The following is a 26,189-nucleotide window of genomic DNA, read 5'->3' on the forward strand; positions in this document are numbered from 1 at the left end:
CTAACCACCGTTGGCGGAGCGAACATCAATGGTCAACGCCGCAGAAGTACTGGCACTGTCCTGATTAGCCTGCTCCGTTGCCGTTGCCACAACCTTTAACACCACTTGACCACTAAACGATGCCGGTGGCGTAAACGTTAAGTGAGCTAATTGCCAGTCGGTAATATCCGCGGTTTGTTGAACGTTAGTCGCAGTGAAATGATGAACGCCATCGCTCAAGACGCTACCTTCAGGTAAATCCTCCACCGTCATACGCAACGTTTCGGAGCCGTCAGTATCCGTCAGCGCCGCACTTATGGCTGACAAGGATATTGGCGTGTCCTGCATTCCCTGATTGGTGGATAACACCTCGGTTAATCCAATGTTATCTACCATCATGCCACGTCCTTCACTGGAGAACTGGGTCGCTTCGGTAACAATACGCAGCGTTTGCTTACCGCCCTTGCCGACAAACGACAGGCTCAACGGTTGCCAATTCAGCCCATTGTTATCACTGACGCTTTCACTGCTACCGATACGTATACCATCAACATAGATACCGATACGGGTATAGTCCGCACTAAAGCCCAGACAACCGGCTACATCTAAACTTAACTGATAGTTTACGTCAGCCTGCGTCACCATATTGCGTTCAATACCCAGGGTTTGTGCCATGGTTCCCGCTGCATTGGTCAACTCTAACCAGTTTCTGCCATTACCAGCGGCAGATTTAACCACTTTAAGCTGTCCTTTGGCATTCTTCATCCGGTCATTGCTACCCCAGATTTTGAAACCATTTTTTCCACCGCGATAATTATCCGGCCCGGTAACCAGTTTCCATCCCTCCAGCTCACTGCGCTGCAGCAATGTTCCTAAACTACCGATGGTAGATACGCTTTCCCAACCGGTGCGGAACAGTTCCCGAGTATATTGCCCATCGCTGAGAATCAACTGTGGCACATCCGCTACTGGCGTCACCGTCAGACGTACGGTAGCCGGAGCCGCATCATACTCACCATCGTTAACCGTCCAGCTAAAGCTATCTTCACCACTCCAGTCAGCCAGTGGAATATAGGTCACGGTATTATCCGCATTAAGCTGCAATTGACCGTGCTCTGGCTGACTAAGAATACGCAGGGTTAGCGTATCGCCATCAATATCACTGGCGTTAGACAGCAGATCGAGCGTCAGGCGGCCATCCTCATCCAGCGTGGCCTGAATATCCTGCGCCACCGGAGGATGATTAATCGCGCTCTGAATGACCGTCAACGCGACGCTCGCAACGTTAGACAGCGTAGAGCCAGCGCTAAGTTGATAAGTGAAGCCATCCTCACCATACCAACCCGCATTTGGCATATAGGTAAAGCTGCCGTCGGTATTCTGCACCAAACTACCGTGCTCAGGTTCCTTAATCAGCTTCACCACCACACCAGTCAGCCCGCCCAGATCGTCGTTATCCATCACGTTGAGCGTTATCTGGCTATCCTGATCCAACGTTGCGGTATCGTTATAGGCATGCATTTCCACTTCACCGCTAACGCTGTCCACCGTAAGAATAACCGTAGCTACGTTGGAAAGTACCGAACCGGCACTCAGCTGATAAGTGAAGCTGTCCTGACCGTACCAACCGCTATTCGGCGTATAGGTAAAACTGCCGTCAGCGTTGTGTACCAGACTGCCGTGCTCCGGCCCCTTCACCAGCTTGGTTGTCACACCAGTTAGCCCACCCAGATCGTCATTATCCATCACGTTTAGGGTTAGCTGAGTATCCTGCTTCAACGTCGCTATATCGTTATAGGCATACAACGGAGCGTTAGCAGACTCACCCAGACGTAATCTGCTGATAGTTACCTGACTATGGGTTGCCGCATGACCCCGGCCAAAACCAATCAGATCAAACGACAGATTAATCGCCGTTCCCACCGCTACGTCGCTCAAGTCGATGAGCACGCTACGGCTACCGTCAGCATTCAGGGTACTGGTAACCCCATCCGCCAACCGCAATTGATCGTCAGCCTGTAGATTGAAGAGTGCATTGCTGTGGTTAACACCGATAGACGGCAATGGAGATATTCCGCTTGCCGCGTCAATCACTGCGACCTCAAAGGCATCATCCGGTCCGTTATCTACATCATCCAACACAATATCCGTCAGTCTGAAAGAGAGATAACGCTGATTTTCTCCCAGCACAAACGCCTGATTCAAACGGGTTTGGCTGGTAGCCGCTTCCGTTAGGGTCGCTGTATTGCTGACAAAACCAACCGTGCCGGTGGTGCTCCAGCCGCTGCCGTCGGCAAATTCGGCGTTGGTGAGTATTGGGTTGATATTCGTAACCTCAGCCTTCCTACCCACTCGCTTATAACTTGAGCTTGGATGTATTTTGGGTGCTATCTCGGCCTGAATAATGCCAGTTTCAAGTATCGAGCTATCCAACATCTGTAATGGCTGACTGCTAGCTACTTCCATTACGGCATCATCTATAAAAGTATCTAAACTACGTCTTACACGTTTAGTTTCACCATAACTTTTTCTATCAATATCAACTTTGTCGATGCACGCATAATGAGTAACATCCTTTGTTCCTCCCTCTATACTGAAAGAAAAACGCCCCGCTTTCCCTTTTAATTCCGTTGGTATAGTAACTTCCCGAGATCGCCAGCCACCGTCACCTAACTTAGTAGTATCAAACAGCTGTAAACTTAAGTGTTTTCCACCTATAGAGGTAAAATTAACGACTAAATTAACCTCTTTATCCCAAGGGCCATTTTCGTAAATATAATTGTAGCCAAGATTCGCTGCCGAACCAGTAAACACTTTAAATCGTTTACCCACATAAACGTCAAACGTTAGCTTGGACACATCTTCTTTAAAATACATCCAATCATGCTGTAATGGATCCTCTCCCTGAATAAGCCTATATGAATAATCAAAAAAGTACTCCTGAGCCAGTGCGAGAAGGGCCGGTAGATTGGTTAATTTCTTTAACACATATTTACCAAATTCGCCCTTCAGCTTGGTACCCAGAGTTTTTAGATCATCAGCGGTAGGCTTGTATGAAGTACTCTCCTTTAAGAAATTCCATGTCTGACCTAAAAACTTAGATGGAGCGATATTTTTCATCGTATCCGATGCACCGTCTTTAAGCTGGTCCATCAAGTCCTTACGGGCGCTCTCAAGGATTTTATACAATACCTGAGCTCCATCCTTAGTAAAATCCTTGCCTAATAAAGTTCTAAGCGCCTGCTCAACGCGTTCCCAACTAAGAGAAACAACTAAATTCAATCCTTGCGATGAATTTTTAATCCCTCCCTGCATTGACCAGCCAGGAATTTCCGTCCACATACCGGTTAACCACTGTAGCGGTAAACGCCCATATATCGGAGCATAGCTGGACTGGAAATCACCGTTAAACACTTTCTGTTCCGCTACCAGAATATGTCCATGCTCAGAATGATTACTACCGTACTCGGTATTGTTCTCTGTGTATGAGATTACACCAGCACCGGTTCGTACCTCTTTCCAGTCGTCATCTGTGGCCCCACCAAGCACCGACCATGCCCAGCCGGTACCAACGCCTTCCCAGCTTGCTGTTGAATGCTGTTGCTGTGATCTATGCTCAGTAATCGTTTCCTTAGCGTTGTACCATGAGTCACCGGGTATATCGTTAAGGTCAGCCTTAAGCCTAAACAATTTCGCTGCCCACCGATTATCGTGCTCTGACTCCAGTTCATCACGCCAGTTATAGCCATTGCGCCAAATAATATTATTAAATCCCATTGTCAGTTCGTTCCCCTCTTTCAGGGATAAATCGGCAGTTCCTAAATACCAGGTTTGTACCCGACTATGTGGCAGTGCTACTCCAAATCCTTTGTCACCAGCGAAGATCTTCCAATCAGAGGCCTTCACTATCGTATCTGTCTCAAACCAGGCTCGACCGTCCAGCAGAATATCAATCGCCGCGCCTGGAATTGAACGACCGTTTGGCGTCAGGGTTGATCCTTTTTCATTCCCCCATAGCTTCCACACATTCTTCAAACTATCCTTCCTTCCATGACTCCCTAACGTTTGGTAATAGTTATCGGCAAAACTAATATTACTCCACATTTTAACGTCTGGATCGTAGAAGTCAGCATACTTGATGGTACCAAAACCAAGAACTTCAGTTAACGCTTTAAGCCCTTTCACACTGCTACGGAAACGTCCAATCCATACTGCTGCGCTAACTCCCGCCGCGGTAAACCATGGAACGAGAGCAACACCATAAGCAGCAGCTTCCACCCAGAATAACTTATCATCAATATCATCCAGGAAGTCGGCTATCCGCAAATCCAACGCACCCTGTATGTGGTCGTGTGGATCTAACGTCGTCATATGAATATTCTTCACTTTATCTGAGAAATGGAGTCCTAAACGCTGGATTACCTCACTATTAACCGATGCTCCACGACTGTGCCCGATAAAATGAAGCGGACAGTCAAAAATCTGCTCGCTATCATTTAAAGACACCATAAAGGCAAACAGAGCACTAGCCGCCGCTTCAGCAAAGCCTGAGTCATTAATGCCGGACTCATTAGCCCAGTCAGGTAATATAATCAGCGGCTTACCTCTCTTAATCGATTCCCGTTGAATCGGTAGGAACTTATCATCAATCGGCCGACCCTTGCCTGGTTGGTGATTCTCATCCCAGACCCTCACCTTGCCAGTATCCTTCTCCATCTTAATGATAGTGCCACCGTTGTTAGCAACAATGGATCGTGCCAGCTCAAGGGAGGCGGTTTCAGCGGCGAATAGAGGATTTAAAGAAAGCGGCGGCTGGAAGCCATGAGTCACTATCATAACGACAGGGAAATTCTGATTTTCCTTCGCCTTGACTTTCTCTACTTTAAACGATTTAAAATCACGATGGGTATTACCCGTTTTGGTCTTAATCTCAACGGCCCAATAATACTGTTGGGCTGCAGTAAGACGAGAAAATTCAGTAACTTTTCGACTGTCTACCCTATATTTTCCACTCTTCTCATCATATACCAAACCTCTAATTTGGGCTTCAGCGAGCGTAATATTCTTCCATGACAAAATGCGTCGAATATTTCTATCTTCATTCCAATTTTTTGTAATGTAATCATTTACCTTCTGGGAAATATCATCCGTTGCCTCAGGTAAAAGGTCTTCTGGCCATAGCCCTTGCCCTAACGGCTGGCTACTGACATAGAATGATAAACTGGCAATATCAACGCCACGTTTTACCTCCCACTCAAATATTGGTTGCGTACTGGCCTCAATATTCTGTATACCATCCAGGCCACTACCCGGCCCCAATAATTTCAATACGATGCTGGTTTGAACAGCCGCATTAACACCAAAGATAGTTCCCTGAGCATCCGGTGATAACCGATCGATCTTCATCGGTTGTGCGCTTTTACTCTTAGGTTTCGGATTTTCCACACCGTCTGAGAAATCCAGCTCCAGTGGTAAATACTGGTTTTGAGTTTCCTTAAAAGAACGCGTTATCGTCTTCATCAAGCCATCAACATTCCACACCAGTAAATAGTGGTAAAATGATGAAGCAGGATTCATTGGAGGATCTTCTTGCCACACGGTTCCAAGCAACTGGGTACCGTCTGCCGATAATGTCAGTTTATCAAGCGCCCCTCCCATAATAGGTGTCGTCGCCCCCAGGTATTTTGGCTTTCCTTTTTTGCCAAATGGATCCCTTACAAAGCCAATTTTACCGCCGTTTTGCTTACTAAACGCTTCGCTATAATTACCCGCCGTATAGATGGGGGTATAGTAGACAAAGTTATAATCAGCAACCAAAGCGTATTCATCACCATCATACTTCAGATAAACCACACCGTTAACGCGTTGAATATTCTGTAGGAATCGCTTTTGAATATAGCTAGAGTCAGAACCGGGATGAAGTGCTGCTTCTGCTTCAATCACTTTCGCAGAAGCAAGTTCCCCCTCTGCTTTTAGCTCACAGATTATTGCACTGAGCCCATAGTTATAGGCCAATGAACTACCTAACAGGAATTCACCTGGCTCCCCAGCGGCAACAATATGATTAGCACCTTTACCTGTACCTATACCACTACCTAAAGCGACTTTATGCACTCTACCGCTGGTAAGTTTTCCAGTCTCACTGTCAACATTTTTTAAATCAATAACGTAAACATTACCCTTATCCGCATTAAAATTATGTCCCAAGCTTCTAAAAGTGAGAGGGGCCGTAACGGCCAGATAGCGATTTTCACTTATAGCCAGATCAAAATACCCCAAGCGAGCAGCCGGAATTTCCTGAATTTGCTGCTGCTGATAGCAGTAATTAGTGCTGGCCATATTAACGTTGATACGCATTAAACGATCTGGGCCAGAGATATCCCCACCATAGCGATCGCCCTCTGCTGCATACAACCAGTTATTAGCAAATGCTAAGGCACTAATATTGGCATTACTACCGTGTATCCGTATGGTAAAAAAGACTTCACCTACCAGCAGATCTACCGCATAGATTTTGCCGTTACGACCCGCTATATAAGCTATCTCTTCATTCTCGGCCAGTACTACTTGGTTGGTTTTACCACCGTTAAGCTGGTTAGCCAGCTTCTCTCCTTTCTCATTTACCGTAATACTTTTCACAAAACTCAGCGGGAATAATTCTGCTTCATCGCGTTCCCCTGAATCTTGGTACAAATTAATACCTGCGTTAGTCACCACCAACGTCATGCGCTTTTTATCTAACCTACTGGCTTCAACAGCGTTACTTATGTAGCCTGAGTCACGGTAACGGACAACACCATTCTCATCTATATATACCGCCACGCGCTCAACAACAAAGCTATGTTGGGATACGGCAATTCCCTTAGGTAAGCTAATACCTTCAAATTTGAATCGCCCTTCTGACATAGGTGAGTAAATACTTTCTTGCTCATTTAGTAGCCGGACTCCCATGCCTGGGGGGGTGTATGCTTGCTCGCGGAGTCCACCCAATGGCGGCCAACTTTTAGGTTTAATCCATAACCTATACTTAACCGCCATTACGCTGGCATCATTTGTTGCTGCTTTTCCGGCGATATTGACTTTAGCATCTCCGTCTAAATCTATTGAAAATGTATCAATTATCGGCTCCTCTGGCTTTGGCTGCTTTGGCACACCAAAATCAACAACAAAATCAACAACCTTGTCTTTATCCGCTAAAGGCTCCAAATCATATCGTTGATAGGCACCAGCATAATTAATCTCACGGATACTGCATGCTAAACCTGAAATTAAGAGTCCAAACATTATTCCTCTTGTATTGCGAGCCAAGACCCCAACGGTTATGGCGGCTGCACCAAGGTATAACAAATCAGTATCTACCAAAAATGAGGATTTTTTCATCGATCCGGTATTTTTGTCATATTCAAATTTTGCTGATACACACAGAATATTTCCACCGGCCATGACACCCGGGTATGGCGGACTAGCAGTACGCGCTATGCCATCTGCGTCAACGAAACCGTTATCAATAATAAACCAAGTAGGTTGTAGTTCTCCGCTTTCACTTAATCCCATCCCCTCTCGCAGGAACAACACTTCAGTATCAGCATCCACTCCTGACACCTTCATTTCCAACTGTATTGGCAACAAAGGATCGCTATCACCGAGAGCTATATGGATAACCCCTAATGCATTCAACTGATCTTCATTCGGTAACGGTATATCAAGCTCGGCCAGTTCACGTTTTGCCACTGACACCGTAATATCTTTGTCCAGCGCACCTGGCGGAATCAGTAGCATATTGCCGTTGTTATCACTAACGACAGCACCATCCTGAGCAAATACCTCCACCGAACCATAACGAGGCTCTGCAACCCGTAGCTCAATCGTTTGTTGCTGACCACCGGCAATGACATAAATACATGCAACACCTGAAGTTTTAGACTTAAGAAGACCATCAGGTGTAATTTCTGCCACACTTGCATCAGAAACGATATAGCGGAAGCCAGTATTGGCCGCACTAATATCACCATCCTCAAAAATCGATGTCGCTTTTATTTGCCGCTCACCATGCTCTTCAGCCAACATAATCGATTGTGGATAAACGTCAATTTCATCTCCGTTTTGGTTCAGAACCGGCATCGTCCAAAGCGGAGCGATTTCAACCACCAACGCATTCACCGCCACAATACCGCGCGCCGTGACGCTAAACAGCGTTTCCCCTTCAGCTAAACCATGAATAGCATCCTGCTCATCAACCCTGAGTAAAGTGTCATCATCAACGCTAACGGTGATGTAATCGCCAAACAGTTCAACGCCTTGTTGATCGGCAAAATCCCCGGTCACATTCAGCGTCATGCTTTCACCTACACCTAACACTGCCTTACGGGCAATATTAATGCGCTGTAATTTCGCATCACTGATGGTAAAGGCAATCTCAATCGGCTCGCCGGCAGCAAAACCGTCATCCGCTAGCACTCGAATGGTTGCCGAACCGGCATAGCCCGCTTCTGGGGTAAAGATCAGCGTCTGTCCATCCGGTGCCAGAACCGCACTACCGTGCGTGCCGTCCAAAATGCGCCAGAATACTGCTTCACCTTCTTGATCGATGGCAATATCATCCAGTCGGGTACGTACGCCAAGATCAACGTGAGTCAGAACCGGCTCTTTAACAGCAACGTTCTGCGGCGGTTGATTAGCCCTAAAGCCGGTATTGGCATACAACAGCTGACGATCGCGATTATCAATCACCCCGTCACCGTTTAGATCCCCGGCCAGATTCTGCGCCAGCAGCAGCGCCTCCCATTGGCTACTATCGGTGGCATCGACCTTACCATCCTGATTCAGGTCGCCAACGATCGATAGGCGGATCTGTGCCTCACCGCTACCGCGCAGGCTAATCAGTTTGGCTCCGCCCTGCGTGATACGCAGCAGATAAGTAGTTTTCCCTTGATGGGTAGACGTTGAAATGATGGCAGCATCGGTAACGTTCAGCGTTGCTCCCGCAGGCAGTTCGGCCGCCAGCGCCACAATAACTGCCCCCGAGATGCCAGGCTTATGCACCATACTGGCGATTTCACTATCGCGGATAACAAATGCCAGGTTAGTGTCCTGAGAGGTATTCAGGCTGCCCTGCCAAACGTTACTGCCGCCGTGCACCCAGTTAATCACCGCGCCTAAATTAGCGGTTAATGGTGCCGTTAACGGTGTGCCATCGGCCAGATACACCATTGGCATACCCGGCTGTTGGTCACTGAGTTTACGTATCAGCAATAAACGTCCGCTGTCGTCATAACGATAAATGGTGGTCTGTATGTCACGCTGAGCATTCGGATGAATAATCCGGATAATACGCCCGGCGCTATCACGTTGAATATCGATGCGATCGCGCAGATTGCCACCGACCAATGCAATACCCGCATCGGAAACCAGCCAATCAACCCCATCGCTGAAAGTGATGCGCGTAATACGGCCTAAACGATCCAGTTCATAACGGCTACCGTCTGGCCCGGTTAACGTATAGCAAACCGGTACCCATGGCAGGCCAGAGACCTGATCGTAAAGGGCATCGCCCATTAACATCAGCGGCTGATTGATATCGGCAGCTTGACCATGTGCCGCCAGTTGCCAGCCGCGATCGGTACTAAAATGAGCAGCCCAAACAATCGGCGCGCCCGGCTTAGTGCTAATGCGTTCACTGACCGCATTCAGAGTAAAGCTGAGGTGATGGCTACCGCTGGCAGGATCCGCCAGAACCGCCGGAATAACCAACCAGACCCGAGCACCATCACGCCAGGCCGCAGTTGCCCCTGAAGGCAACGTCGCCTGTTGGTCGCTGCTTAATCCAATATTCAACCAAGGGAGCGCCCAGTTACCGAAGTCGCCACCAACTTTACCGGCTTCATTATCCCATTGACGTCCCAGTGCGACACTGTGTCCACCTAGGCTTACCAGTGCATCGATTTGCGTTATCGTACGTAGCGATTTATTGGCGCTGTCAATAATGATCAGCGTCTCGATTTCGCTGGTTCGATCCATCAGATCCCAAGCGGTGAAGCGCAACTGATACACCCCGTTACGCCACTGACGAGGATCCAACTCGGCGAGTGACAAAATCTGATCGATATCATGAGCAACGTACTCTTGCTGCGCCAAGGTATACCACTGATTGCTGCCGGCAATGGCGATTTGTAGCCGCCATCCCATCAGCTGTTGTTCACTTATTCTCACCATTAACGGCGTTAGCTGATCCAAGGTAAACGGTACACCGTTCGGCTCTAACAGGTTGTGCCAGGCAATAATTGGTGCCTGATTGTCCTGCGGATCGCGTACCCGCAACATATGGGTCGCGGTACTACTAAAGCCATCACAATCGACTGCCGTCACCCGCAGCGTCATAATTCCGGCTTCGGACGGCGTTAAATGGAGTCTTCCGGCACTGTCTATCACCACATTCTGCCATTCGTCACTGTCACCGTAACGCATTTGTACCGTGAGGCTATCAATAGCGTTCCAACCTTCAGCCCGAGCGGTAATCACCACTTTCTGCCCCGGCAATACTGGCGTATCCGGTGTGGCATTAATCAAAATGCTCGGTGCATTTTCCGTCACATCCGCCACCACGCGCAGCACAAAGTTGCGCCGCGTCGTATCGTAACCGTCGGAAACTTCAACGGTGACCACATGGTCGTCGATCTGTCCCGGCCCCGGCGTCCATACCAAGCGCTGCTGCGCCCGATCGTATCGTGCTCCCTCCGGTAAATGAGGGAAACTGACGCTTAATGCCTGAGTCTGTTCCTCGCCATCCGGATCGATGGCGTTAATACCCCGTTGTTCACCGCCGCCTAACGTTACCGGCAACTCAAAAGTATCCCCAACCACACGGGCAAAGTTGTTGACGGTCACCAATGGTGCACGGTTAACGTCGAACACCCGAACCTGAACCCGTTGGAAGCTCTCCGCTTCACCATCTGTGACCCGGAAGGTAAAGATAAAGGCACGATCGATGCCGTTCGTGTTATCAACCACGTCAAAATCTGGCGTCCATTCGAAATAACCGCTGGAACCATCGAAATACACTCCCTGAGGCGTGTTTTCGTCATACACCAGATTCATCATTAAGGCATCCAGATCCGCATCTATCGCCCGTAGGGTAAAGCTCAGGGTTTCCCCTTCATTAATCAACTGTAGTGGTACCGGCAAAATGCGCGGTGGCTGATTAACATTGGCAACGGCAATGTCCAATGTGCGAGTGAAGCTGGCAGCCCCATCGCTACAGGTTACGGTTAACCCCCAATGTCCCGGCGTGCCGGTGTTGCTGTCCTGCGCAGCCAGCATATCTGGCGTCCAACTCAGCACGGCCCGATCGCCGTTCTCCGTCGGCGTTAATTTCATACCGCGCGGCAAGTTACCAATGCTCCACGTCAGCACGTCACCGTCCCGATCGTGACCAAACAGGGTGATATCCAGCGGCTGTCCTTCCGCCGCAGCAATATTCACCACATCATCCTGACCCGGATCGTTCAGCGGTTGGCCGTCCACTTCCATGCCCAACAGTTCTGGCGCCGTATTAGTGGTACGCACCACAATACGCAGAGTATGACGTACCTCATTCGGCACTGGGTTTTCTGGAATAGCATGACCGGCATCTGCTGGCGGCAGTCCACTATCGGTGACCACCAGCGTCATATCATAGCTACCGCTGGTACCGCTGCCCGGCGTCCAGCGTAGCGTTGCATGACCATACTGCACCGCTGGCGTGAGCGTCGCCCCCGTTGGTAAACCTTCACAACGCCAATTTAGTGCATCCTGATCGGCATCGGTTGCCAGCAACGCAATCGACAGCGGTTGATTCTCCAGCGCAACCACCTGTTTTGGCGCTATCAGCACTGGTGCCTCAGTCAAGCTCACCACCGTCAGAACAAAACTCTTGCTCTCTGTCAGTATCTGATGAACGTTGCCGTCACCGTTATCACTGGCGGTAACGGTAATCGTATAATCGCCGCGATCGCCATCCCCCGGCATGAAACGCAGCACCCCACCGGCTACCCCATCAGCCGACGGTGGATTAGCCGTATATTGAGCGAAAGATGGCAAGCCACTGAAGGTTAATTCAATCGGATTACCGTCGGCATCCGTGGCCGAGATCGGCACCTCCAACACCTCGCCTTTATTCACAAACGCGTTGCTAATATCGGCAAGTTGCGGTGGACGGTTAGCGTTTTCAACTTCAATCGCGACAGTTAAATGACTGGTGGCCGGTATACCGGTACCATCACCATCATCGGTAGCAGTGACCTGAATACGGTAACTGCCCGCCTGTGAATAGCTCGGTGTCCAAACAATCTCAATAGCGTCTTCATCAAACACCGCGCCTTCCGGCAAGCCATCTACCGTATATTGTACCGTTGGTGCAGTAACCTCATCACCAACCAGCCCCGCTTCCGGGTTAATCCGGGCAGGTGGTTCATAATTCGGATTATCCGGGTCGAAGGCAAAGACGCTAATACGCAACGGTTGCCCTTCCAGCACGCGCCAGGTCGACATCGGTTCAAAGATCGGCGCACCGTTGGCGTTAGCCACATTAAGCTGTAGCTCTTGCTTCACCGTGTTGTATGTCACGCTGCCATCCAGCGCGGTCCAAACGGCCTTCAGAATAATCGGTACGTTATAGCTGCCGTGCTGATTAAAGCCCGGTGTCCATTCAAACCAACCGGTATCGGCATTCAGCAAGGCACCGCCCGGCAACCAAGTGGTGATATATTCCAGCTTAACCGAAGCTCCCCGAGGCTGAACCAAACCACCGGACACACTGCCATTCAGTTGCAAGGTAAAGCGTTCGCCTTCCCGCAACTGTTGTTCACCCAACAGGATTAGCTGAGGTTTAGGATAGGCTTGAGTAACGGTGATGATAATGCGCTTGCTGACGGTAGATTTACCATCGCTGACGGTCACAATAATGTCATCATAAACACCGGCCTGTTCGTAGTCCGGCGTCCAACTCAATATCCGCGACTCGGCATCAAATACCGCCCCGGCAGGCAGATTGCGCGCAATTAAGGTCAGGATATCGCCATCTTCGTCGGTTACCATTACTGGAACCGTCAGCGACTCGCCTTCAGCTACTTGATATTCAGGCACAAGATACATATCCGGTGCATGATTACCGTCTTCTACCTCAAGTGTATAAGTACGATAGTCCGCACCACTGCGGCTGTCCTGAACTCTCACCAATATCTCAATGGCACTGTTAGCATTTTCATCCGGCGTCCAACTTAAGGTTGCCCGGTTGTAATACCCCTCTTCTCCCGTTTCAACCGTCTCTGATGGTGTCAGAGTTAGACCGGTTGGCGCCTGAAGTAGCTGCCACCAGAAGATGGTACCGTCGGCATCAATAGCCTCGATTTCCGCACTCCAGGACTCACCGACTTTAGCCTTCGGTAAGGTAAAGACTTCCCCAGGTTGTGGATAATCAACACCAGGTACTGTTAATAGTGGCAGTTGGTTATCCTGAGGCATTGCGTAAACGCCGTGTCCCAGATTCGCCTTCACTAGCGCCGTTAAACCGTCCCGAGTGGTGAAGTTTTCTGCCGGTACCACCGTAACGGTAATATCGCTGAGCGTTACGCCAACCCTTAACTTACCACCCAACAGGGCAATGGCTGAGCTAAGATCCAGCACCCACAAACCATGACGATCACCATCTCCCAGAACTGCGTCAAGTACGCCACCGCTAAAATAACGCCCCGGATCCAGCAATAGCATCAACGGTCCATTCAGATCGTCAGTACCAATATTGGTGACGCTAACGTCATAGCTGACTGCGCCAGTAGCCCGATCGCCACGGGTGTTAGAGAACGCCAGCTGTAGCTGACTGCTCATATCATTTAGCGCGGTGAAGCTGCTAATCCAGCTATGCTCCATCATCATGCCAATCTCACTGCACAGGTTGCGGCATACCTCAAGCTGCCATTGCCCCGCTCGTAATCCGCTAACCGTTAACCAGGCCGTACGCGTCTCGGCATCCCAGGTCACTTTATCTGGATTGATCACCAAGGTTTCATCATCAGAGTCCTGAGTCAGAACGTAGTTCTGTTCATTGAACACGCTACCTTCATCATCTTGCCCTTGCCACATCGGCTGATCGAATACCACGCTGATGCTGCGCATTGGTAGAGGAACCAGCGCTCCGTCAGCAACGCTAACCGCAATCACTTTCGGTGGACGTGCCCGGGCTATCTCATCTACATGACCGGTTTGCGCCACCAGAATGCGCCCATCGGCGGTCACAATAACCGACTCACCGCGAGTTCCACCGGTTGCCAGCGGTAATACCCGTCGACTAGCCAGTTCAACCATCCAAAGCGATGCCTGATGTGGAGTCTTATCATCATAACGATGGGTCGAACGCTGCTTCAGATTACTGGAGGCTAACATCACACCAGCCAGCTCACTGTTTTCAGCACCAAAGGCGATACTGTCAATTACCCCATTGAGGCGATATTCCAACTCAGCACGCCCCATATGACGACCGCTCATTGGGAAACTCACAATATCGGTAGTTGCATTCGCAGCTGCGCTGCTAATCTCTGAACCACTCCATTTTACGCCCCACAGCCGACCGTCTGGCGCAAAGGCCAGATCGCCAACCCGTAGATTGCTAAAGTGACGCCAGCGTTGATCTTCAGGATTAAAGATTTCAACTCCGTTACCCGATGACAGGTAAATCTCACCGCTCTGCGGATGAATCGCCAGCGCATGGGTCAGTGGTTCATCCCCCGGACCGGTGATACGTTGAATAATCGCTCCGCTGTTGATATCAACCAGCAGCAGTTCAGCACCGGTCATCACCCACAGCTGTTCCAACCGATCGATGGCCATATCAATAACCGGCACATCAAGGGTAAATAGTGGCTTGGTATTGCGACCCCCTTTTTGACCGAAATGATAAATTTCATTACGCCGTATACCGGCGCTTAACAGCAAGCTACCGTCGGTGAGTTCAATCAGCCCTTGAGCACCCAGATCGCCGTCGCTATAGCTAAAGCCTTGGGCAAAACTACGTAGTGCGAACGGTGCCAGCACGGTTTGCAAATCGCCAGCCTGACTGCTGACCACCGTTCCCGGCAGATAATCATTCGCTTGTTCGAACAGCGAGTTAGCCGGATAGCTGCGATCCGGCGTTGCCAGCGGCATTTCTGCACTTTGCTCCAACGATGGCAGTACTCCAAGCTCCTCCATAGCCTGCTGACGAGCGCCGTCATCAGGCAATACTGCCTGAGCCACGTTAACCCTCTCGCGGTTACCGGCCATATCGGTGGCGACCGCCAAAAACTCATAGCGTTTACCGGCTTCACCAATAAACTGCGCCTGTGTGATTTGAGGATCTTGCTGTCCAAGCCAAATTTGGAAATCACCGCCGTCTTCGGCAACATAAATAGTTACCGAACGCACACCGCTGGCGTCATCTTCGGCTTTCCAACCGATATCAAACGTTGGCAGACCCTGCTGATTATTGCCCAGCTCGGTCACGGCCAGCACGGTTTGCGGTGCCTGTGCATCTAACTTCAGCATTGAAGCGCTACTTTCAATCGGTGGCATCTCATCGAAAATCACGCGGGCAGACGTGGTAATATCCGCTCCGGTATCCGCGCCAACTGCCGCAACAATGCTGTAGCTCACCAATCCTTGTCTTAGCTGGGCATCACTACCCACCAGCGCCAACAGTCCTCGGTTCATATCACGTAAGACTTCCCCGGTATCCGGGCTTATCGCCTGCAACAACCAGGTCGCAATACGACCATCCAGATCCAGACCGGCACTAACCCGCAGGACAAACCCCTTATTGGCGGTAAAGTCAAAGTCACCCTGGAAATTGCCTCTACCGGCTGGGATATGCACATTAATATCCCCAACTTTGATATCTCCCAGACGGAACGACCGCAGATCAAGATTATCGTCCAGTTGAGTCACAATACGAATTTCACCCACCGACGATTCACCGGTGTTACTGAAAGCAAGGGTATAAGGTAATGCCGTATCAGACGGCACATAGCGGTTACCATCTTCGGCAATGACCGCCTGAGGTGGCTGCACACTGATAGCAATCGTGGTATCTCCATCCTGCAGCGTTTTCAGTTGCAGATACTGCAACAGGTTCAGCGCCTGCGCATCCACCGGACGGAACTGACTATCTAAGCGGCCAATATGGCGCAGATACTCTAGTTCGGTCAGATTACCGGCGAAAATATTGAAGTTAATAAAGTGGGTTTTCTGGCTAGCGTTCTGGTTGAATCTATCCCGATCGGCCATGGCAGGAACAGGTATCGAGACGCTGTTACTCTCATCATCAGTACGCGTTTCGTAGTATTCAATTTCTGCTATAGCCCCTTGAGGATCGCCCTCATACCGGGCGGTATCGCCATACCACATCTGAACCTGACTAAAGAAGCCAAGAATATCAGCCTGCGTGCGATAAATTTCATTGCCTTTCGCTAACAGAATACCGCTGGCTAATGTAGCATTCAGGCTCACCACCAGCGGATTGTTACGAATTGGTGGTGCTTCATCAAGCGGACGCAATAACCCTGCCGCCTCCAATGCACCAAGCCATCCTGCGTTCCACTGTGCTTCATCTGCCGCCAGCGTTGATAGCGCAACCGGTGCCTCTTCGTCATTCAGAATCGCCGTGCGCAGTTTCTGCGCATGAGCTATCTGGTCGACAATAAACTCTGCCCGGGTTAACGGCGTTGCCGCAGCAACAATGTTCAAGCGGAAAGGTATCGCCAACATTTCCAGTTTAGTCAGATGTTCTTCCGGATCGGAAGACAGGAATTTCTGCGTCAGCCCTTTAGACAGTTTATCCAGATCCTGTACGCCGCGGTCTAACACGCCCTGTTCACGCCATTCCGGGTGCAGCATGTAAAGTGCATGACGCAGCCCTTCAAAGTCGTAATTGACCCATTCGTTCAGCCCTGGCCAAGTCTGCACATTAAAGCTCATGCCGACAAAACCGCCTGCCTGCACATCAAATGCATAGCCGGGAGCCAAATTATAACCGTCAAGATTCTGCGTACCGTCCAAACTGGCCCATGGAATGTCATGACGTAGCGTACCGTCGGTCGGCGTCTCCCCATAGATCCGCGTATTTCCGGCCTGATCCAAGGTGATGCCTGCCGGTTGACCGGCCACATTGCTACCGAAAACGGCATACGGCAACGCTAAGTCCTGCAGTAAATATTGACTGTAACCCAGCTCAGGAATACCAAACTCAAAGCGAACGTAAGGGGTATCCAGATTGGTCAGGCTTTGCAGAGAAATGCTGTAAACGCCATTAGCGCCCGGCGTCAAGGTATAGTCACCGCCTAATCCGATGGTGACGTCCACTTCAACACCGCGTTCCACTAAATAACGCTGCGCTTCTACGACTCGCTCACCGTTTGGATTGATCACCACCACATCGTAAAGCCCCATAGGGAATTTACGCAGATCAAACACCGCTCGAATATGAGTGGCATCCAGCACCTGCCAGCGCTCAGGTTCAGCCTCAAACACATTAGGACGAGACAGTTTCACCAGCGCCCCGGCGCTGAAACGGGCACCGTGGATATCCAGCGTCACCCAACGATGCTGCTCAGTACCGATCCCACCGTGATCCGGCGTGACTTTGGTAACCGTTAACGGCAGGAGTTCCGCCAGTAACACGATCGGCATATCCGGTTCGCCATGGCGAGAACGCACCAATACGTAATAAACCCCGGCTTTCGTGGTTGTAATTAACGCTTGCTGATTCGCCGACAGTGGCTCGCTATAAGCGGCGTCAAACGCCGAGCTAGTCGGGGTATCGTCATAACGGATATAGACTTCATTACTGCCATTTTTCCCTTGAGCACTGAGGCTAACCCGTAGCGTTTCACCCGCCGGAACGGTCACTTTGTATAACCGTTCCTGACCGGCGCTCAGGGTACTCGACAATGGATAATCCAGCGGCAACTCCGGTACGATGACCTGTAGGGTGGAGCTGGAAGCAAAGAAGTTATTGGCCTCACCCGGCGCGATAATCAGCCCCTCTTCGGTGTAAATAATCGGCCCTTCGTAAACCTCATTATAAATATCCGGACGGGCGATAATGCGCCAGAATCCATCTTTTAGCGGAGGTAAACGCACACTGAGGCTGTTACTGTAAGCCTGATTAGCATTGAGATCGCCAATATGAGCCACTTTACCCAGTTGAATATCGCTTAAATCCCAATCGGTATCCTGCGACAGGTAGAAGGCATCCGTCCAACGACCATAAGCAGTATTAATCGAATCATTGATAACCCGGAAGTTAATGTCGATCGTATCGCCAATCTCTGCCCGAGATGGCATGGTAACTTCGGTTACCTGAAGATCTGCCGGTGGCGCGACTTCTATCAGTAGTGGCTGGGTTGCCGCCAGCGCGTTGTTTTGCTCATTGCCAAACTCTCGCACCCGACCAAACTCACCGCTTCCCAAGGTATAGGCCGGATCGGTAATCACGAAGACGTACCACGGCCCTTCCAGATCGTTAGGTACTTTGAAAGTCACCGTCTGGTCATAGCTGGCATTCTGAGCTAAGCCGTTCCGATGTTCGTGATATCCCAAATAGCGATCTTTTCTCACGTCAAGGAAACGGTCTTTGGACAGATAAACCGCATCGAACCAAACGGACTGTTTGACCGGCGTACTACCACCACGATTAACCACGCGGTAATCAATAGTAACCAGCTGACCAGCCAGAACCCGTTGCGGAATGCTAACGGATTCAACCTGTAAGTCCGGTGGAACGGCTAATGTAATCGGTAACGGAATGGAGGCAACGTTATTCCCCTCATCCTGAAACTCCTGCACACTGCCGGTCTGGGCGGTAATAATGGACAGCCCTACCAGTCCGTCACGAATAGTGCTCGGTGCCGAGTTATACGGGTTATAACCAAAGGCAGTATCGGTTTTGACAAACAGCGTGAAATCACCGCCAATGGATTCCGGCAGCATAAACGTCGCGGATTGGGTATAAGACGCTTGTGGCTGTAAATAGTCCGCTAGCCCAACCTGTTTGATTTTGGTTTTAACTTCAAACTCAGTACCGCGATCCACCAGCGGGTAGTCACCGGCATCCAGCGCCGCATCGCGCGACAAATAGACACCATCCAACCATCCTTTGGTTCGCGTAGCACGGGTTCCGCGGTTGGTGACGGTCCAGGTTGCGGTGATGGTCTCACCGGAAGAAGGCTGTGGATTAGACACCGTAATCTGGTCTATCTGTAAATCCGGTTCACGGTAATGAATATTCAACGTCGCGCTGGCGCGGTTATTATTGTTACTTAAACCTTCATAAACCGTACCGAGATTACTCTTATCACCGGCATAGTAGATCAAGGCGCTGGCATTATCCCCCTGCGACAGCTCGCCTTTGGCCTGTTCAGCTGAATCACGTCGATCGCCATAGGCGGCACTGTCGGTCACCACATAGATGTAATACTGCCCATCCGCGCCGGCAGGCAAGGCAAACTCGGCACTCGCAGTGTAGCTGGCCTGTGCTGCCAGCCCCTCAATATTAGCGTGAGCTAACGTTCCCAACAGCGTTACTCGGCTAGGGATATAGGTCGGATCGGTACTAATATAAACCGCATCCAACCAGTTCCGCGTGCCGGACCAGACGTCAGCGCCAAAGTTGGTTACCGTCCAGGTTATTGGCGTCAATTCCCCAGAGAAGTTCTCTGGCTCAACCACAATCTTGGTCACCCGCAGATCCGATGGCTGTGCAGTGACCACTGAAATAGCAGCGCCGCTATTATTGGTTTCGTCCGTTTCGCCAATCTGATTGAACGTGTCACAGACCACCACTAAATAACGTCCCTCAACCGATGGGGCTAATGGCAGCGTTTCGGTAACGGTGTAGGATTCACCGGTTCCCAGCTCGCGAGATTGAGCAAAGTAACCCAAAAACCAACGTTTCTTGGCATCTTTTAAATCCGGTGTATCACTCAGATAAACCGCATCACTCCACGTGCCACTGAGCGGATTTGCACCGTTTTCCACGGTATAGCTGAAGGTATAATCGCCACCCGAAAACTGTTCGGGCGGCGCAACAACGCGAGTGACCGACAGATCGGACAGCGTTTTCACGATACCCAGCACCTTCATTGAACGGGCTTTGTAGTTATTATTGTCAAACTGAGTAGGATCGTCAGGGTTGATATTCACCGCTAACGTATCTTCCAGAATCACATCGTAACTATCGCTCCAGACGGTAATAAAGTACTCACCGCTATAGGTATTTTTCGGAACGGTGACCTGCACCTGATTCAGATAATCTTCACCGACCGCCAAATGCCCAACGTGTTTAAAGCTACCTAACAACACATCGCCTTTACCCGCTCCCGGCCGCCGTTTATCGCGCGCCAGCCAGACGGTATCCGTCCAGGAATCCAGTGTCGTTGATAGCCCACGAGTTGGAGCGCTGCCTAAATTACTCACTCGATAACCCACATCAATAACCGTGCCGTGCACCACCTGATCCGGCGCTACAACATCACTGGTGACCAGATCGCTGAAAGGTATCGGTTCGATATAGATGCGTATTGCTTTGTTATTGTTATTTTCATTCGGGTATTCATCAACGTTATTGTTGCCATCGGTCATCACGATCAGATAGGCATCACCGCGGAAACGGATCGGAATATCGATCATCGCCGTTTCATTAGAATAAGACCTACTTGGCTCCAGCGCCGAAGCATTACCAAACTGACCCACAAGTTGGTCGCTAGCGCTTAATGTTCCGTCCAATGACAGGAATACCTTATCCGTCCACTGACCATTAGCCGGCATCGAGCCCATATTACTGATGGTATATTTAATGCCGACGCGGGTACCTGCTGTCACTTTTTGCGGTGCTTCAATGGCGGTAACGCGTAAGTCTGGACGCGCTTTCAGTCTGATAGTGGTAATAACGTCAGCAATGCCTTCGTTATTATCACGAGCGCTACCGTGCTCATATACCGCTCGATTGGCGTTAGTAATAACCTTAATACGGTACAGACCTTCCAGCTTGGCTGGCAGACGCAACGGTTCAGTGCGCGTATAGTGGACACCTGGCTCCAGAGGGCGATCGTAAGTAAACTCGCCCAATAGCATGGCACTCTGAGCGGTGTTTAGCGGCTCCAACCACACTTTATCGGTCCACAAGCCTTTAGCGGCGATCTGTCCCTGATTGAGCACTTGCCAGCCCACGTCTATCAGTGAGCCTTCCTGCGTCTCCTCCGGTGCCGTCACTTTACTGACGCTAAGATCGGCACTTGGAGACAAGACAACGGATACCGCAATAGACGCGGTATTGTTATGGGTGAAAATAAACTCAAACGGACCACCGGTACGCACATTCAGGAAGAATTCCCCTTCCAGCCCCTGTGGTAAGGTGATATTCACCGTTTGCGTATAACCATCGTTCACCGCCAGTTGACCGAGGTGCGCTCTGGCGGTAAATCTGGCTACCACGCCACTGCCATCCGCCTGACGGCTTAACCACAAACTGTCATTCCAGGCGCCGATATTAGTAATACCAATACCTTTATTGACCACTCGCCAAGTCAGTTGCAGTTCCCCACCGCTAATCGGCGTGCCGGTAAAGGCCATTGAGCTTACCTGTAGGTCAGCATAAGGCATGGGCATCACGTCAATATCATGTTCGCAACGCGCTACATTGTTGGCTTTTAAGTCGTGTTCAAACACTTCATTTTTGGCATCGGTAACCACAAATAGCTTATAACGTGCGGTTGTGCCCGGCGGTAAGAGGATATTTTCATTACGCTGGTATGACTCACCGACGGCCAGACCACCTTCGTGACGGTATTCCCCCACCACGCGGTCGTCCCAATTGCCTAACGTATCGTCCTGCGACAAGATCACACGGTCAACCCATCCGGCGCTACCGGCAGCGGCATTTCCCTTATTGTTCACCGTCCAGACCACGTTGAGCGTGGCCGGATCGGCAATCAGCTGTCTGGATGCGCTATCAATCTTCACCGCCAGATCCGCATGCGGCGTCAGATTAATGGTTAATTCAACGCGTTTATTGTTGTTATCCCGTACTCGCTCGGTCACTCGCCGGTTCACATCACACATTAATAACAGTTGATATTCACCGTTATAGGCGAGAGGAATATCGATGTCGGCGCTTGCCTGATAGCTCTCCCCGGCTTTCATACCGGTCGGATGTTCAACTTCTGCGACTTTTCGCTGTACGCCATCTTTGACCAGATACAGAGCATCGTGCCAGCCAACGTCTACATTACCGCCCTGATTCCCCACCGTCCAGGACACGTGCAACGTCTCACCGGACTGAATAACTGATTCGGCCTGCAATGCCTCAATATAAAGATCGGTCCAGGCAACCTTCACGGCTTCCTCTGACGTGCCCCAGTTATTATCCTCGCCATCGCGTTCGTAGATGTTATCTTGACTGTCGGTGAGCACGACCCAACGATATTCTCCTTCATCGAACCAGCTCGGTAAGCGGAAGCTAATACTGCGTTCAGCGCTGGCGCCGGATGCCAGCATATTGCTGTTCAGAATGGTGGCGACTTGGTACTGGTAACTGCCATTTCCAGGCTGAATATAAATCCGGTCGCGCCAGGCGGTCTTGGTGTCGCCATCCCCCTGATTATGCGCGGTATAGGTTACCGTTACTTGCTCTCCCGGACGTAGAATTGAAGGCCCCTTCACCTCGCTAACGGTGAGGTCAGGGGTTTTTGATAACTCAACCCGTAGTTTAGTCTCGCTAACGCGCACATTATTGGCGGTATTGCCCTCTTCATCGACAGAACGGACATGATCCACATTCACAATGAAGTAGAAATCGCCGGTTAAGTCACGCGGTAGGGTTAGGGTTGTTTGCCCAGTGTAGGTTTCGTTCGGCCCCAAATAGCCTGAATGCACCACAGTACCGGACCAAATAATATCGCGAGAATCACTTAACTTATCACTACGGGACAGCACCACCCAATCGTTCCACAACGCCATATTGGTGGTGGCATTACCTTCGTTGCGCACTTGCCAAGTGATGGTAATCGCCTCATCACTGAGCGCGTTCTCCGGCCCGTTTACCGCGATGGCATTCAGGTCGGTGTACCCTTTAATGAGCTCGATAGGCTGTGCCGCTGAGACATTATCCCCGTGGGTATCCTGCTCGCCGCTTTCCATATCGACATCGGTCTTCACCGCCAAATAGTAATGACCGGCTGCAATGGCTGGCAGACGTACCGTTAGTTGCTGCTGATAGCTTTCACCCGGTAACAGCGGCCCGGAACAACGCACCGAACCAAGCACCACATCGTCCGCGTTGCCGATGGTTCCATCACGACTGAAAACAACCCGATCGGTCCAGTCATGTTTCGTCCCGGCCTCGCCCTGATTGCTCACCGTCCACGTGAGCGTCACCTTCTCACCGGAAATACCGGAATCAGGCAGAGTTACCTCATCAATACGTAAATCCGCATAGCTGGATTTCTTGGCGTGAATCTGAATTTCGGCCCGGTTGTTGTCTTCCGCATCGCCAGTAAGATTGGTTTCAAACAACACGCCGAAACCGGCTGAGTTTTGATCGGTCGTCACCGCAATCTTAATGTCACCACGGCCTTTGATGCCATCCGGCAAACGGAAGGTAAAGCTGCGTGGGCGGAACTCACCCGGCAGTATTGCCCCCAGAATCTGACCATCGACCAGCGCCAACGGATCGTAAACCAATACCGTATCCAGTAAGGCCTTATTCTCGGTGATATTAGTCACCACAATCCGATCGGTAAAACCAATACCGGTGGCGCTGGTTCCCAGGTTCCAGTCCTGCCAATTGATGGTGATCAAATCCCCGGCATGAATGTCTTGAGTCGCCACCTGTAGCGCTCGCACCACCATATCCGGGCCTACGTCATAGGTTAATTCCTGAATATTGTTGCTTTCGCCGTCACCATCGGCATTAACTTCATCAACCTCCTGCTCACTGTCCATAATAATACGGACAATAAAGTGCCCGGATGCTGATACGCCCGTTGGCCAGGTCAACTGTAGGCGATGCTCTCGTTTCTCATCGGCGGCTAAATCCTGCTCATCGCGCAGGGTTTGCGTTAACACCACCTCATTGGTGGAGCGGTTATAAATCTCCAGACGTTCACTCCATGGAGCGACCACCTTAACAACACCGCGGTTCACTGTGTTCCAGTTTACGGTAATATCCTGCCCCGGCTGGAAGTCACCGTCCGGTTCCAGCGTAAAGTCTTCAATTACCAGATCGGGATAGTCTGACGATATAACTTTAGTGGTAATTCTGCGGCCGTTATTGTCTTCTGACGTTAGCTGAGGATTATGCTCATGCAACAAATTATCAGCATCCGCTATGACGATAATATCCAGATGCCCAACCGCGGAAATGCCTTCAGGCAGTTGCAACACAACATGGCGAGTACGGCTATCACCAACGGCAATATCCCCCTCTTGTTCATTATCATAAGGGACGGAAATCACCGCGATCAGTTGACCATTATTCAGATTGCGCACCGTCACGCTATCGTTCCAGCGACCGACCGTTGGCAATGTGCCACGATTCTCGACCACCCAACTGATATCCACCGCCTGACCGCTTTGCAGACCTGATTCAGGCTCAAGGGAAACCCGATTAATCACCAAATCAGGGCCATCCGGCAAGGTGATCGGTCCCAACTCTACCGTTGATGGCAGTGGCACGTTGACCAGATTAAACGCCACTTCAACCTGTGGCAGTGCGTTATTATTGAGACCTTCAATCACCAGTGTATAAGTACCGGTCAGACTAAACGCCGGTGGTTCCTGATCAACACCAGTGAAATAGGCACGATACTGCCAACTGTTGGTTTCAGGGTTAGTATCACCAGACACACGGAACGATCCCATTGAGACCGCGGAGAAAATGGTTTTTCCTTGTGGATCCAGCAGCGACCAGTATGGAACGGACATATTGCCAGGATGTTTCTCCATAAAGGCCGATATCGCTGGCAGGGCGTCAAAGTAGTAACGTTCTCCCGCCAAAGCGTCGAAAGTATAAAGTTGAGCCCCATTAGTCGGAGAAACCGTAATATTCATCGGCGTTCCCGCCGTCACTTGGGTCGCGCTTTTCGAGGTTAACAGACGGAAAGCATAGCGTTGTTCGGCCTGAGTATTGTTAAACAACGTTACTTGATATTTGCCCGCCGCCAGTTGGCGCTTGCTATCTGTATTTGCGGTCATACTCCAGTCGGAAATCACGCCGCTGGCATTCTCCAAACGCCATTGACCGCCGGCATCTGTCGACAGATTATCGAATACCACCAGTTGTTGTTGATCAAGATTAAACTGCCAGCTTACTGACTGGCCTCTCTCCAGTGACTGCTCAATCAGTGTGTCGGTCGGTAGTATTCCGAGGTCTGCCGTTTGCCATACGCTAAACTCATAAGGCTGAGCCTCGTGAAGGCTATTTTGACCGCTGAACATCAATAGATAGTCGCCGCCGTTGGTCAAAACAAGCTCATCTGGTGAGCGCCCAAAACCCCGGTTAAATAACCGATTGCCCTGAGGATCAAATAGATTCCAATAGCCCCTTGCTCCTTGAGCCATAAAGAAGGTGTAGCGTTCACCTGCCTGCGCAGAGAACTGATAGATATGAACGCTACTACCTGGATTTAACGTTCCCTGTACGTTCTCATTCTTATTAAAAGATTGTGCTGCTGCATTCGTGACCAATTTAAACTGATAAGGTGCCAGATCTCTGTAGTCATTGTTAATACGTAACAGATAGTTTCCAGCCGCTAATTGATGTACCGCTTCCTCACTATAGGAAGAAAACATCGAATGATTAAATATCTCACCTTCTACACTCAGCAATGTCCAACTGAGGTAATAGTTCTGGCTTCCAACCGTACCAAAGGCATCAAAAATAATCTGCGTAGGTTCTGATAGCTGAAGTTTGTAAGTGATGTTACTGGAGGAAGGAACCTCACCGCTATAAGCGGTATCAAGCTGGAGCATTCCCCTATCGGCGGTAAGACTATCGGCAGTAAAGCTATACTCAACGGTCTCTTCCAGCGCTAAACTACACACCACCAGATAATAGGATTCACCCAGTTTGCTCTGCGCCACAAGCTGGCTATTACTCCCCATATTTCCACGGGCTAGCAGTTGGCCATTGTCCTTCAGCACATACCATT

At 50.3% G+C, this 26,189-nt stretch carries 1 protein-coding gene (running past one end of the window); it reads right to left on the reverse strand.

What is annotated here, in order from left to right; all coding sequences use genetic code 11:
- Positions 1 to 26,189: the 3' portion of a CARDB domain-containing protein gene (locus tag BMZ28_RS02145; protein ID WP_074820370.1), read on the reverse strand. Its footprint extends 7,594 nt past the window's final position; only the last 26,189 of its 33,783 coding nucleotides appear in the window; the start codon falls outside the window, past its right edge; it ends in the stop codon at positions 1 to 3.

The sequence above is a fragment of the Pragia fontium DSM 5563 = ATCC 49100 genome (assembly GCF_900112475.1).
GTDB lineage: Bacteria > Pseudomonadota > Gammaproteobacteria > Enterobacterales > Enterobacteriaceae > Pragia > Pragia fontium.